The sequence below is a fragment of the Sinorhizobium chiapasense genome, assembly GCF_045277575.1.
Classification (GTDB): Bacteria; Pseudomonadota; Alphaproteobacteria; order Rhizobiales; family Rhizobiaceae; genus Ensifer; species Ensifer chiapasense_A.
Genome location: NZ_CP144205.1, coordinates 3,452,582 through 3,466,421, shown reverse-complemented (window position 1 = coordinate 3,466,421; position 13,840 = coordinate 3,452,582). Strand labels below are relative to the sequence as shown.

Genomic DNA, 13,840 nt, shown 5'->3' with positions numbered 1-13,840 from the left:
CGGGTGTCGTGCCTTGGAGCGGGGTGCGGGCGGGAAGCCGCTGCACATTGCTCTCGTTCATGGTGCCGGGCGTCACGCGACAAGGCGGGGTGTCGGTGCCCGTTTCAACAGGGATGGGGCAGGGGCGCCAAATCCTGGAAAACGGAGCGCATGCTGCAAAAGACATTTCAGGGTGGCGTCAGCCCGACGTCCGTCCGAATGGTTCCCAAGGAGCGTGAGACACGCCTCGACGTGTTCAGGGCGCTGTGTCTGCTGACGATCTTCGTCAACCACGTTCCGGGACAGTATCTCGAATATCTGACGCACAAGAACTTCGGCTTTTCCGATTCCGCCGAGGCCTTCGTGCTGATCTCCGGCCTGTCGGTCGGGATCGCCTATGGCGGCAAGTTCGCCGCCGCCGGACGGCTGGCGACGACGCTGAAAATCTGGCGGCGGGCGCTGGCGCTTTACATCGCCCACATCATGACCAGCATCGTCACGCTGGCAATCTTCGCCGGCGGTGCGATCTATTTCGGCCGGCAGGACCTGATCGGCGAAATCAACATCCGTCCGATGGTGGAGCAGACCGAGCAGGGCATCGTCGCCATGGTGCTCCTGGGACACCAGCTCGGTTACAACAACATCCTGTCGATGTATGCGGCATTGTTCCTGATGCTGCCGGCAATCCTCTGGCTGAACGGCGTCAGCAAGAAACTGCTGCTATTGCTGTCGGCCGCCCTGTGGCTGGCCGCAGGCATCTTCAAATTCGTGCCGTCGAACTTCCTTGACGAAGGCTATTGGTTCCTCAATCCCTGGTCCTGGCAGTTCCTGTTCGTCATCGGCATCGTCATGATGACCTTCGTGCGCGGCGGTGGAACGCTGCCGCGCTGGCGCTGGCTGTTCGCCCTTTGCTGCGCCTATCTCGCGATCTCGGCTGTCTGGGTACTGTTCTCCTTCTGGAGCATAGACTTCTCCTTCGGTCTTCCAGCGGTCCTCACCGGCTTCGACAAGACCTTCCTGTCGGGACCGCGGCTGCTGCATGTGCTGGCGCTCGCCTATGTCATCGCCGTGACGCCTCGGATCAGCAACCTCGCCAAGCTCGACAGCGATCATCCGCTTGCGGTGGTCGGGCGACATTCGCTGCCGATCTTCATCTTCGGTACGATCCTGGCGATGTCCGGCCAGGTGCTGCTGTTCGTCACCGGGCGAAATCCGATCTTCGGTAGCTTGTTCGTGCTCGTCGGCATCGGGCTGCATTTCGCCTATGCCTACTATCTCGAATGGCTGCGCGGCATTGCCACGGCAAAACCGCTGCGGGCGGCGTAAGAAAACGCCGCCCTTGCCGGGCGTCTAATTTCTCGAACCAAGGGCAAGGCGGCAGGCGAGCCCCGTGAACACGCCGGCGAGCAGGTATTGCGGCAGCTTCGGGAAACGCCTGATACCGGCGAGCCGCGCGCGCAGATGGCTGCCAACCAGGATAACCGAGCCGTTCACCAGGAAGCCGATGCCGTTCAACACGGTTGCGAGCAGAAGCATCTGCGCGACCATCGACCCGCCTTTCGGGTCCACGAACTGCGGCAACAGGGCCAGCACGAACAGCGCCATCTTCGGGTTGAGCAGGTTCGTCATCAGTCCCTCGCCGAAGATTCGCCTGTTTGAAAGTCGATTGAGCGTCGAAATCGGGGAAGAACTCGTAGAGTCCGAGCGGACTGTCTTGTAGGCGAGATAAAGCAGATAGGCGCAGCCCGCCCAGCGCACGATCTCGTAGGCAACAGGTACGGTGACAAAGAGTTGGGAAAGACCGAGTGCGGCGGCCAGCGCATGGCAATAGGTGCCGAGCGCGATACCGCCATAGGTGAGGAACCCGGCCGCCCGCCCCTGGCTCACGCTCCGAGAAGCGATGAGCAGCATGTCAGGACCAGGCGTGGCGGTGAGCACGAGGCTTGCCGCGGCGAAGAGTGCAATGGTGGAGATATCCGGCATTGGTGATTCCCTTGGAATTGAAGCCGGAATTCCCGTCTACCAGCATTCCCAGGAATGACAAGGCTGTCATTCCCAGGAATGACAAGGCTGTTCGAAGCGACGCGCCAGAATGTCGAAAAGAAAAACCACCCGCGTTTGACTGCGGGTGGTTTGAAGTTCGTTCATTAACTTAAGCGAGCGTCCTATGCCGCCGTATGGCTCATGCGGACATCTTCGTCCGTCAGGATGCCGCTGGCGCGCAGCAGGGCTGCAAAGCGGCCATTGCTCTGGCTGAGCTCGTTGAAGCCGCCCATCTCGACGATCCGGCCCTGATCCATGAAGATCACCAGGTCGGCCTCGCGCACCGTCGACAGGCGGTGAGCGATGATGAAAGTCGTGCGGTTCTTGCGCAGCGCATCGATCGCATCCTTGACGCGGGCTTCGGTTTCGACGTCGAGCGCGCTGGTCGCCTCGTCGAGCACCAGGATCGGTGCGTTCTTGAGGATGGCGCGGGCAATTGCCACACGCTGGCGCTCGCCGCCCGACAGGCGGTTGCCGCGTTCACCGACCACCGTATCGTAGCCGCCCGTCCGGCTCTCGATGAAGTCGCAGGCGGCGGCCGCTTCGGCGGCAGCCATGACTTCCTCGATCGTCGCATCGTCACGGCCGAGACGGATGTTGTCCGAGATCGAGCGGTTCATCAGGCCCGCATCCTGGAAGACGGTGGCGATCGAACGGCGCAGCGACTTGCGCGTGACCTTCGAGATATCGTTGCCATCGATCAGGATCTGGCCGTCACGCGGGTCGTGGACGCGCTGCAGCAGGTTGACGAGCGTCGTCTTGCCGGCACCCGTCGGGCCGACGATGGCAATCGTCTGGCCGGCCTTGGCCGTGAACGAGACGTTGTGCACGCCCTGGTTCGTGTTGGCAAAGTCGAAGGAGACGTTGCGGAACTCGACTTCACCGACGACAGGCGGCAGTTCGGTCGCGCCCGGCGGTTCGTCGCGTTCGCGGACGGCGTCTTCGAGGTTGAAGAAGTCCTCGAGCTTGGCGCGGGCTTCGAAGATCTGCGTCACGAAGGCCTTCATCTGGTCGAGGCGGCCGATCAGCAGATTGGCAAAGCCGATGAAGGCGATGACTTCGCCGACGCCGAGCTCGCCGCGCTGTACCAGCACGGTACCGATGACGAGGATCGCCATCATCGAAATGGTGGAGGCGACGCGGTTCAGCGCACTCGCCAGCGCCCACCAGTCGAGCACCGGGAACTGGGCGGAGATCAGCCGCTCGGTGAACTTCTTCAGCTCGCGGGTTTCAGCCTCGATGCGGTTGTAGCTGTGCACGACCGAGACGTTGCTGATGGCGTCGGAAACGTGGGAGAAGACCGTATGGTAATGGTTCTCGACCGAGGCCTGGCCTTCCTTGGTGCGGCTCATGACGACCTTGCTGATCAGCACGTAGAGTGCGCCGAGCACGACGAGCACGAGCGAGAGGCGTACATCCATTGAAAAGGCGGTCGGAACGAGAAGCGCGAGCGCCACGGCAGTCGCCAGGTGCTGGCGCATGAACTCGAGCCAGAGGCCGAAGAGGGTTTCGCAGGCGCGCAGCAGCGTGTGCAGCGCGTTGGACGTGCCGCGCTGGCTATGCCAGGCGAGCGGCATGGAAACGATACGGCCGAAGGCTTCCGTCAGGAGCGTGGCGCGGCGGCCATGGGCCAGCCGGTCCGCCTCGCGGGCGACGAGCACGAAGGCGACGGTGTTGAACACGCCGAGACCTGCCCACATGAGCAGCATCGGCGTGACTTCGCCCTTCGACGAAATGGCGTCGATGATGCGCCCGAACAGGATCGGCTCGGCAATCGTGATGATGGCCAGAACGACGTTGGCGAGGACGATCGCCGAGACACGAAACTTGTGAGCCGCAAGATACTGGAGCGCTCTTGCATACACTTGGAACAATGACACTGTCTCACCCCTTCCGGGTACCGGATTTTGGCGCCGCAGACTTTTGCGGCGGATGCACCCGCGTCCTCGATGTACGGTTGGCGGGCCTTGGTCCGCCGCTGTACATTCGGGGCCGCGCTGAGACGGTCTTAGGCGGCAAGGGAGGCCGTAGCCGGACGTATGGACAGCCACTCGTTTTCCCGTTTCGCTCGTAACCGATGCTTGGCGAGAATATTCATAGTCTGCTATCTATCGTGCCAACTCCGATTTCTTGCATATTTCGCATAAGACCGGGCGTGGTATGACGGATTATCGCGGGTGCAACATGAATGGTCGCTGAACGGTGCCTTTATGTCCGGATTCGGAAATGCGACCATATGCATCTACCTGGAAGGTGATCCATGAACATTACGCTGCTCGTACAGTTTCTCGCGCTTCTGGAGGAGATGAAGACACGCGAGGAAATCATTCCGGAGTTCGAGCGCCTGCTCGATCGCTGCGGCTTCGATTTCTACGGGGTCGTCCGGCAACCGAAGCCACATGACAATCCGCTGCGGCTGCTGCTCGCCGGTCGCTGGCCGGAAGGCTGGCCGCAGATCTACATCCGCAAGAAGTTCGTGGTGATCGATCCGACCATTCGCTACCTCGGCCATGCGCAGCGAGGTTTTCGCTGGCGCGACACGCTGTTTGCCTTCCGCTCCGATCCGCATCGCAAGCGCATGGAAAGCATGATGATCGAGGCCCGCAACCACGGTCTCTACGATGGCTATATCTTCCCGGTGCACGGCCGGCGCGGCCTGCTCGGCAATCTGACAGTCGGCGGTCGTGTCGTCGAGTTGAGCCCGGTCGAGATCAGCCTGTTCGATGCCATCGCCAAGCGGCTGTTCTGGAAGCTGCTGGAGCTGAGCGATCCCGAGGTTTCGGCCGAGCTCGGCTCGCGCGTCGAGGTGCAGATGACGCGGCGCGAAATGGAAGCGCTCAACTATCTCGCCGACGGCATGACTTCGAACGACATCGGCAAGGTGCTCGACATTTCGAGCCACACGGTCGACTGGTACATGAACGGCATCCAGGAGAAGCTGAAGGGCAAGAACCGCCATCACGTCGTGGCGATCGCCTTCCGGCTCGGGTTGATTTCCTAACGTCAAAGGCTTTCGGTTTCCTGTCGCATCTGAAATTGCGCTCTGCTCGGTGACTCGCTAATACTTTATTTCGCGGGTGCAGCATTTCCCGCAATTTCAAGTCATTGAGGAGACCGACTTGCCTATCTCGAAGATCCTTGTTGCCAACCGTTCTGAAATTGCCATCCGCGTTTTCCGCGCTGCAAACGAACTCGGTCTGAAAACGGTCGCGATATGGGCAGAAGAGGACAAACTGGCGCTGCACCGCTTCAAGGCGGACGAAAGTTATCAGATCGGCCGCGGCCCGCACCTTGCCCGTGACCTCGGTCCGATCGAAAGCTACCTGTCGATCGACGAGGTGATCCGCGTCGCCAAGCTTTCCGGCGCCGATGCCATCCATCCGGGCTACGGCCTGCTTTCGGAAAGCCCGGAATTCGTCGATGCCTGTGACGCCGCCGGCATCACCTTCATCGGCCCGCGGCCGGAGACGATGCGCCAGCTCGGCAACAAGGTCGCCGCGCGCAACCTCGCCATTTCCGTCGGCGTGCCGGTCGTGCCGGCCACCGATCCGCTGCCGGACGACGAAAAGGAAATCCATCGCCTTGCCGCCGAGATCGGCTATCCGGTCATGCTCAAGGCCTCCTGGGGCGGTGGCGGACGCGGCATGCGCGCCATCCGCGACCCGAAGGACCTGATCCGCGAGGTGACGGAAGCCAAGCGCGAGGCGAAGGCTGCCTTCGGCAAGGACGAGGTCTATCTCGAAAAGCTGGTCGAACGCGCCCGTCACGTCGAAAGCCAGATCCTCGGCGATACCCACGGCAATGTCGTGCATCTCTTCGAGCGCGACTGCTCGATCCAGCGCCGCAACCAGAAGGTCGTCGAGCGCGCGCCGGCACCCTATCTCTCGGACGCGCAGCGTCAGGAGCTTGCCAACTATTCGCTGAAGATCGCGCGTGCGACCAACTATATCGGCGCCGGCACCGTCGAATATCTGATGGATGCCGACACCGGCAAGTTCTACTTCATCGAGGTGAACCCGCGCATCCAGGTCGAACACACCGTCACCGAAGTGGTGACCGGCATCGACATCGTCAAGGCGCAGATCCACATCCTCGACGGCGAGGCGATCGGCACACCGGCATCGGGCGTACCTGACCAGGCGAACATCCACCTCAACGGTCACGCGCTGCAGTGCCGCATCACCACCGAAGATCCGGAACAGAACTTCATCCCGGACTATGGCCGCATCACCGGCTATCGCTCGGCGGCCGGCTTCGGCATCCGCCTCGATGGCGGCACGGCCTATACCGGCGCCTACATCACCCGCTACTACGACCCGCTGCTGGTCAAGGTCACGGCTTCCGGCAGCACGCCGGCGGAGGCGATCAGCCGCATGGACCGGGCGCTGCGCGAATTCCGCATCCGCGGTGTGGCAACAAACCTCACCTTCCTCGAGGCGATCATCGGCCACGAGCAGTTCCGCAACAACACCTACACCACCCGTTTCATCGACACGACGCCTGAACTGTTCCAGCAGGTGAAGCGCCAGGACCGCGCGACGAAGCTCTTGACCTACCTCGCTGACGTCACCGTCAACGGTCATCCGGAGGCGAAGGGCCGCCCGAAGCCGCCGGCGGATGCGGCGAAGCCCGTCGTGCCGTTCATCCAGGGGGAAGTCCCCGCCGGCACCAAGCAGAAGCTCGACGAACTCGGCCCGAAGAAGTTCGCCGAGTGGGTGCGTGGCGAAAGCCGGGTGTTCCTGACCGATACGACGATGCGTGACGGCCATCAGTCGCTGCTTGCGACCCGCATGCGCACGCATGACATCGCCCGCGTCGCCGGCACCTATGCCCGCGCCTTGCCGCAGCTCTTTTCGCTGGAATGCTGGGGCGGTGCGACCTTCGACGTGTCCATGCGCTTCCTTACCGAAGACCCGTGGGATCGCCTCGCCCGCATCCGCGAGGATGCGCCGAACCTGCTGCTGCAGATGCTTCTGCGTGGCGCCAACGGCGTCGGCTACAAGAACTACCCCGACAACGTCGTGAAGTATTTCGTCCGCCAGGCGGCGAAGGGCGGCATCGACGTCTTCCGCGTCTTCGACTGCCTTAACTGGGTCGACAACATGCGGGTGTCGATGGAGGCCGTTGCCGAAGAGAACCGCATCTGCGAGGCGGCGATCTGCTACACCGGCGACATCCTGAACTCGGCGCGCCCGAAATACGATCTCAAGTATTACACGGCGCTGGCGGCCGAGCTCGAAAAGGCCGGCGCGCACATGATCGCCGTCAAGGACATGGCGGGCCTGTTGAAGCCGGCGGCCGCACGCGTGCTCTTCAAGGCGCTGCGCGAGGCGACGGATCTGCCGATCCACTTCCACACACATGACACCTCGGGCATCGCGGCCGCGACCGTTCTTGCTGCCGTCGATTCCGGCGTCGATGTCGTCGATGCGGCGATGGACGCCCTGTCCGGCAATACCTCGCAGCCCTGCCTCGGATCGATCGTCGAGGCGCTTCGCGGCTCGGAGCGTGATCCGGGGCTCGACCCCGAATGGATCCGCCGCATCTCGTTCTATTGGGAAGCGGTGCGTTACCAGTACGCCGCCTTCGAAAGCGACCTCAAGGGGCCGGCATCGGAAGTCTACCTGCACGAAATGCCGGGCGGCCAGTTCACCAACCTCAAGGAGCAGGCCCGTTCGCTTGGGCTCGAAACCAAGTGGCACCGTGTCGCCCAGGCCTATGCCGACGCCAACCAGATGTTCGGCGACATCGTCAAGGTGACCCCGTCCTCCAAGGTCGTCGGTGACATGGCGCTGATGATGGTCTCCCAGGATCTGACGGTTGCCGACGTCGAGAACCCGGCGAAGGACATCGCCTTCCCGGATTCGGTCGTCTCGATGCTGAAGGGCGATCTCGGCCAGCCTCCTGGCGGTTGGCCGGAAGCGCTGCAGAAGAAGGCGCTGAAGGGTGAGAAGCCCTATACCGCCGTTCCGGGCTCGCTGCTGCCGCCGGCCGATCTCGACGCGGAACGCAAGGCGATCGAGGACAAGCTCGAGCGCAAGGTCGACGACTTCGAGTTCGCTTCCTACTTGATGTATCCGAAGGTCTTCACCGACTATGCGGTCGCCGCCGACACCTACGGCCCGGTCAGCGTCCTGCCGACGCCGGCCTATTTCTACGGGCTGGCGCCGGGTGAGGAACTGCAGCCGGAGATCGAGAGGGGCAAGTCGCTGGTGATCCTGCACCAGGCGAAGAGCGAGCCGGACGAGAAGGGCATGGTCAAGGTGTTCTTCGAACTGAACGGCCAGCCGCGCCTGATCAAGGTGCCGGATCGCAACCGCAGTGCCGCCAGCGCTGTGCGCCGCAAGGCCGAGGGCGGCAATGCAGCCCACCTCGGCGCGCCGATGCCGGGCGTCATCTCGACCGTTGCCGTCAGCGCCGGCCAAGCGGTCAAGGCCGGCGACGTGCTGCTCTCGATCGAGGCGATGAAGATGGAGACGGCGTTGCATGCCGAGAAGGATGGCACGGTCGCCGAGGTGCTGGTGCGCGCCGGCGACCAGATCGACGCCAAGGACCTGCTGATCGTTTTCGACGCCTGAGGGCTTCTGCCCCTGTAAACAAGAACGGTCGGGTTTTTGCCCGGCCGTTTTTTGTTTTTGCGAGGTTGCTGTCGAAGTGGTCGGCTCGGCCATCTCTCTGGACTGAACATCAAGCCCGAGGATGACGATCGAGAGGGATGCCGTTTTTCTCCTGCGACCGGACGTGGTTGGGCAAACCAGTCGCCTGACCCTGCCTCAGATCTCGTAGTCGTGCGGAGCGCTCAGCGAGGCGATGAACTTCTTGGTGCGTTCGCGTTCGGGGGCCGAGAAGATCGTCTTCGGCGCACCGCTTTCGACGATGACGCCGCCATCGAGGAAGATCACCTTGTCGGCGACGCGCGAGGCAAGCCTGAGGTCGTGGGTGGCCATCACCATTGTCGTGCCCTCGCGGGCAAGTCGGCTCAGAACCTCGACCACTTCCTCCGCCAGTTCCGGGTCGAGCGCGGAAGTTGGTTCGTCGCAGAGCAGCACGCGCGGCGAAGGGGCGAGCGCCCGGGCGATCGCCACACGCTGCTGCTGGCCGCCTGAAAGCGTCGCCGGCCAGGCATTGGCCTTGTGCGCCATGCCGACCTTTTCCAGGAGTTCCATCGCCCGGGCCTTCGCGCGGTCGGCGGGCCATTTCAGCACCGTGACCAGGCCCTCCATGACGTTGCCGAGCGCGGTCTGGTGTGGAAAGAGCTGGAAGTTCTGGAACACCATGCCGGTCTGCCGTCGTAGCCGCTGGATCGACGCCCAGCCGATCTTGTGACCGGGAGAGAACTCGATCTTCTCGTCACCGAGGCGGATCGAACCGGAGGTCGGGGTCTCCAACAGATTGATGCAGCGCAGAAGCGTGCTCTTGCCACCGCCGGACGGGCCAACCAGCGCGGTTACCGTGCCCTCGGAGAGCGCCACGGAGATATCCTTCAGCACCAGATTGTCGCCGAAGCGCTTTTCGATATGGGAGAGCTCGATCATGCGCGTGCCTCCAAGAAACCGCCATAGCGGGCGAAGCGCCGCTCCAGCCGCACTTGCAGGGCGGAGAGCACGGAGCTCATGGCAAGATAGATCAGCGCCGCCTCGATGTAGAGGATCAGCGGCTCGTAGGTGGTGGCGACGATGCGTTGTGCAGTCTGGAACATCTCCGGCACGGTGATCGCCGCGGCAAGCGACGTGTCCTTCACCAGCGAAATGAAGGTGTTCGACAGGGGCGGCACGGCGACACGGGTCGCCTGCGGCAGGATGGTGCGGCGCATCGCCTGGCTCCAGCTCATGCCGATGGAATAGGCCGCTTCCCATTGCCCGCGCGGCACCGACGAGATGACGGCGCGGATGATTTCGGACGAATAGGCGCCGACATTCAAGGAGAAGCCGATGAGGGCGGCGGTGAAGGCATCGAGCAGGATGCCGGCGCTGGGGAGCCCGTAGAAGATCACGAAGAGCTGGACGAGCAACGGCGTGCCCCGGATCACCCAGACGTAAAAGCGCGCGATCAAGGAAACCGGGGTTGGCCCGAAGAGACGGGCCACGGCCGTGACGAGGCCGAGGATCAGACCGAAGATGAAGGAAAGCAGGGTCAGCGGGATGGTAAAGGTCAGGCCGGCCCAGAGCAGGGACGGCAGAGATTCCAGCATCAGTGGGAGCCATGTAGTCAAGGGCGGGCCTTTCAAAAAGCGCGATCCGCCCCGGGGTCCGGAACGGATCGCTTTTCATAGCCGAGAACGGTCGGCGGAGAAACCGACCGAGTGCTCGGGACGACGTTACTTCGAGACGTCGGCGCCGAAGTATTTCTGCGAGATCTTGTCGTAGGTGCCGTCGGCCTTGATCTCGACGAGCGCCTTGTTGATCGCTTCCAGAAGCTCCGGCTCGCCCTTGCGGATGATGATGCCGGAGAAATCGGCATCGGCCTGCTCGGCAGCGATCTTCACCGGCGCGTCGGGCTTCTTCTTCTTGAAGTCGAGGAAGGAGAGGCTGTCGTTGATCGTCGCATCGGCGCGGCCGGTCAGCACGAGCTGGATCGACTGGTCGAAGCCGTCGGTGCCGACGAGTTCGGCGCCGGACGCGGTCGCGAGCTTGCCGAAGTTGCTGGTCAGCGACTGGGCCGACTTCTTGCCCTTGAGATCGGCGAAGTCCTTGATCTCCGCGTTGTCGCTCTTGACGATCAGCACGGCCTTCGAGGCGATGTAGGGCTCGGAGAAGTCGTACTTCTTCTTGCGCTCCTCGGTGATGCCGACCTGGTTGATGACCGTGTCGTAACGGTTGGCGTCGAGGCCGGCGATCAGGCCATCCCACTTGCCCTCGAGGAATTCGGCCTTGACGCCGAGCTTTTCGGCGACCGCCTGGCCGATCTCGACGTCGAAGCCGACGAGCGCGCCGGAGGCGTCGTGATAGGTGAAGGGAGCGTAGGTGCCCTCGGTGCCGATCTTCAGCACACCGGCAGACTTGATCGCATTGAGGTTCTCACCGGCTTCGGCGGAAGCAAGCGCGGCAACCTGCATGAGAGCAGCGGCGAACAACGTGGGGAGGAGTTTCATCGTGATTTTCCATCTTCTTTCTGGTCCGGCCCGTCGTCCGGATTGAGCGGACAATCGCATAAAAGATCGGCGATCTGAGCGTATAAAACACCAATTCCCGAGCGTTTTGATGAAGATTTTTCCTCAAAACGGCGCTGGCTGCGCGCAAAAGGCACGGTTTTCCGGAAATCCCACCCATTCCGATTTGGCTGTCCAGCGCACTTGAAATCGGTTTCAAAAGTCGGTATGCACATTTATAGCGATTCATGCACGTTTATGCACGATTGATGAAATGTCAGGCGAACTCCTACTTCGTGAGCGAAAGACGCTGATCCAGGAACGGCTGAAGGCCAATGGCCGCGTGCTGGCGGCCGACCTTGCTGCCGAGTTCAACGTCTCCGAGGACACAATCCGTCGCGATCTCAGGGAAATGGCGGCGGCGGGCCTCTGCGAGCGGGTCTATGGTGGCGCTCTTCCGGTCGTTCCCGCAGCGCACACCACCCTGAGCGAGCGCATTGCCATGGCGCCGGAGCGCAAGGCAGCGGTCGCCCGCGTGGCCGTCGGTCTGATCGAGCCGGGCATGACGGTGTTTCTCGATGCGGGCTCGACCAACCTCGCCATCGCGCAATTGATCGAGCCGGACCTGCCGGTCACCGTCGTCACCAATACGCCGCTGATTGCCGCGGCGCTGATGGAAAAACCAGGCGTCGACCTCATCTTGCTGGGCGGGCCGCTCAACCGGGCGGTCGGTGCGGCCGTCAGCGCGCGGGCACAGCGCGATGCGGAATTGCTCAGACCCGATCTCTGCTTTCTCGGCACCTGCGGCGCGGATGCCGCGGCGGGCCTGACGGCGATCCATTTCGAAGACGCGGAATTCAAGCGGCTGATTGCGTCGCGCAGCCGGCGGCTCGTGGTCGCCATTACCAGCGACAAACTCGGGACCGCGGCCGCGCACGGGATCGTCGACATCGACGACAGGGTGGCGCTGGTGCTGGAGGCAGACGCTCCGGCAGAACACCGTGCTGCATTCGAGGCGACGGGCGCGGACGTCATGATGGCCGGAGGGACGCGATGATGACGATCGTCCATGTGGCGCTGTGGACCCGGGACCTCGATGCGATCGCCGGTTTCTGGTCGACGTTCTTCGGGGTCGAGGTCGGCGATGTCTATGAAAGTCGGCGGCGGCCGGGCTTTCGTTCGCGCTTCCTGACGCTCGGCGACGGACCGACGATCGAGATCATGGAAGGCCCCTGGGTTGCGCCGGGCGATCCCAAGGAAGAGCGCACGGGCCTTGCCCATGTGGCGCTTTCACTCGGCAGCGAGCAGGCGGTCGATGCCATGGCCGCGCGCGCTGAAGTCCAGGGCCTGCTGGTCGCGAAGCCGCGCTGGACCGGCGACGGCTTCTACGAGGCGGTTCTGTGTGACCCCGATGGCAATCTGATCGAAATCACAGTTTGAGCCGGACGATCCGGCACAGAGGCAAGACCATGGACCAACGTTCTCCCACCGCGACCGTCCGCCAGGGCTACATGACCCGCAACCGGCTGGCCGTTTCGTTGCTCTTCCTGATGAACGGCTTCGTCACCGGAAGCTGGGCGCCGAAGATCCCCGAATTCAAGGACCGGCTCGGCATCAGCGAAAGCGTGCTCGGCCTTCTAATCCTGATGTTCGGCATCGGCTCGCTGGTGCTGATGCCGATTGCCGGCGGCTACATCGCCCGCGTCGGCTCACAGAAGGTGGTGAAGGTCACGGCGATTATCCTGTCACCGTTGCTTTTGCTCCTCACGCTTGTTCCGAATGTCTGGGCGGCGGCCATCGGCATGTTCGTGCTTGGCGGCTTCGTCGGCGCCATGGACGTCGCCATGAACGCCAATGCCGTCGAGGTCGAAAAGTCGATGCGCCGGGCGATTATGTCCTCCTGCCATGCCTATTGGAGCCTTGGCGGCCTGATCGGCGCCGGCATCGGCGGTTTCCTGATGGCGCATTTCGGCGTGCTGCCACATGTCTTCGTCGTCACCGTGATCTGCCTGGCGCTGATCGCGATTGCCTGGCCGATGATCCTTGCCGACAAGCCGCATCCGGCCGCTGCGAAGGAAAAACTGCGCCTGCCGATGACGCCGCTTCCCTGGCTGATCGGTATCATGGCGCTGTTCTCGATGGTGCCGGAAGGCACGGTTCTCGACTGGGGCGCGCTCTATCTGCGCAACGAACTCGGCGCTTCGGTGGAGCTTTCCGGCTTCGGCTTCGCCGCCTTCTCCGCCACGATGGCAACCATGCGCTTTGCCGGCGACCTCGTGCGCGATCGTTTCGGCGCCAAGCGAACCTTGCGCATCTGCACCGTGACCGCGCTCATCGGCATGATCCTCGCGGGCATGGCGCCGAACGCCTACATCGCCATTCTCGGCTTTGCCATCGCCGGTATCGGCATTTCAAACATGGTGCCAATCGCCTTTTCGGCCGCCGGCAACATGCCGGGCCTGCAGCCGGGCATCGGTCTCTCGGTCGCGACCTTCATGGGCTATTCGGGCATGCTGTTCGCGCCGTCGGTGATCGGCTTCGTCGCCGAGCATACCGGCTTTGCCATCGTCTTTACCTCGGTTCCGGTGCTCTTCATCGTCGTGCTGCTACTGTCGCACAATGCGGTTCACGCCGATCACGCCAAAGGGCACGAGTGATCCATTGAGCCGCGGACGAGCGTGTTCTGCGCAGGTCGCAAGCGCCCCTCATCCCGCGGGTTGAGGGGCCTCT

General features: G+C 62.9%; 12 protein-coding genes. 6 read left to right on the top strand and 6 right to left on the bottom strand.

Going from position 1 to position 13,840, the window contains the following annotated elements; genetic code table 11:
* Window positions 1–150 precede the first annotated feature (150 nt).
* Window positions 151–1,305: an OpgC family protein gene (locus tag QM996_RS16730; protein WP_500268405.1), complete on the top strand. Its 1,155-nt coding sequence runs from the start codon at window positions 151–153 to the stop codon at window positions 1,303–1,305.
* 24 nt (window positions 1,306–1,329) lie between these two features.
* On the opposite strand, the gene QM996_RS16725 is transcribed toward QM996_RS16730, so the two are convergent.
* Together QM996_RS16725 and QM996_RS16720 are read right to left on the bottom strand one after the other, a co-directional pair.
* Window positions 1,330–1,962 (bottom strand): LysE family translocator, encoded by a 633-nt coding sequence (locus QM996_RS16725; protein ID WP_500268404.1) that lies wholly within the window; start codon window positions 1,960–1,962, stop codon window positions 1,330–1,332.
* A 182-nt stretch (window positions 1,963–2,144) separates the two neighbouring features.
* The gene (locus QM996_RS16720) at window positions 2,145–3,902 is read right to left on the bottom strand and encodes a glucan ABC transporter ATP-binding protein/ permease (RefSeq protein WP_500268403.1); all 1,758 of its coding nucleotides are present in this window, start codon (window positions 3,900–3,902) and stop codon (window positions 2,145–2,147) included.
* A 380-nt stretch (window positions 3,903–4,282) separates the two neighbouring features.
* Here QM996_RS16720 and QM996_RS16715 point away from each other — a divergent pair, with 380 nt between their 5' ends.
* Together QM996_RS16715 and pyc are read left to right on the top strand one after the other, a co-directional pair.
* Window positions 4,283–5,023, top strand: coding sequence for a helix-turn-helix transcriptional regulator (locus QM996_RS16715; protein WP_429814561.1), 741 nt, complete (start codon window positions 4,283–4,285; stop codon window positions 5,021–5,023).
* A 118-nt stretch (window positions 5,024–5,141) separates the two neighbouring features.
* Window positions 5,142–8,600, top strand: a complete 3,459-nt coding sequence (pyc, locus tag QM996_RS16710; protein WP_500268402.1) for a pyruvate carboxylase — start codon at window positions 5,142–5,144, stop codon at window positions 8,598–8,600.
* 195 nt (window positions 8,601–8,795) lie between these two features.
* Here pyc and QM996_RS16705 read toward each other — a convergent pair whose 3' ends face one another.
* From QM996_RS16705 to QM996_RS16690, 4 genes are all read right to left on the bottom strand, one after another.
* Entirely contained in the window at window positions 8,796–9,557 is a 762-nt protein-coding gene (locus tag QM996_RS16705) for an amino acid ABC transporter ATP-binding protein (protein WP_500268401.1), read from the bottom strand.
* Complete coding sequence (locus QM996_RS16700; protein ID WP_483500491.1) at window positions 9,554–10,234, bottom strand: amino acid ABC transporter permease; 681 nt, start codon at window positions 10,232–10,234, stop codon at window positions 9,554–9,556. The genes QM996_RS16705 and QM996_RS16700 overlap by 4 nt, the downstream gene beginning before the upstream one ends.
* Window positions 10,235–10,339: 105 nt before the next feature.
* Entirely contained in the window at window positions 10,340–11,113 is a 774-nt protein-coding gene (locus QM996_RS16695) for an amino acid ABC transporter substrate-binding protein (RefSeq protein ID WP_500268400.1), read from the bottom strand.
* Entirely contained in the window at window positions 11,110–11,346 is a 237-nt protein-coding gene (locus QM996_RS16690) for a hypothetical protein (RefSeq protein WP_500268399.1), read from the bottom strand. Before QM996_RS16690 ends, QM996_RS16695 begins: the two co-directional genes overlap by 4 nt.
* 38 nt (window positions 11,347–11,384) lie before the next feature.
* On the opposite strand from QM996_RS16690, the gene QM996_RS16685 reads away from it, so the two are divergent.
* Genes QM996_RS16685 through QM996_RS16675 form a run of 3 tightly spaced genes read left to right on the top strand, consistent with a single transcriptional unit; the run spans window position 11,385 to window position 13,767 of the window.
* Window positions 11,385–12,167, top strand: coding sequence for a DeoR/GlpR family DNA-binding transcription regulator (locus tag QM996_RS16685; protein WP_500268398.1), 783 nt, complete (start codon window positions 11,385–11,387; stop codon window positions 12,165–12,167).
* A complete protein-coding gene (locus QM996_RS16680) occupies window positions 12,164–12,550 on the top strand; it encodes a VOC family protein (protein ID WP_500268397.1) in 387 nt (128 codons plus the stop codon). Before QM996_RS16685 ends, QM996_RS16680 begins: the two co-directional genes overlap by 4 nt.
* Before the next feature lie 29 nt (window positions 12,551–12,579).
* Entirely contained in the window at window positions 12,580–13,767 is a 1,188-nt protein-coding gene (locus QM996_RS16675; protein ID WP_500268396.1) for an MFS transporter, read from the top strand.
* Window positions 13,768–13,840: the final 73 nt, after the last annotated feature.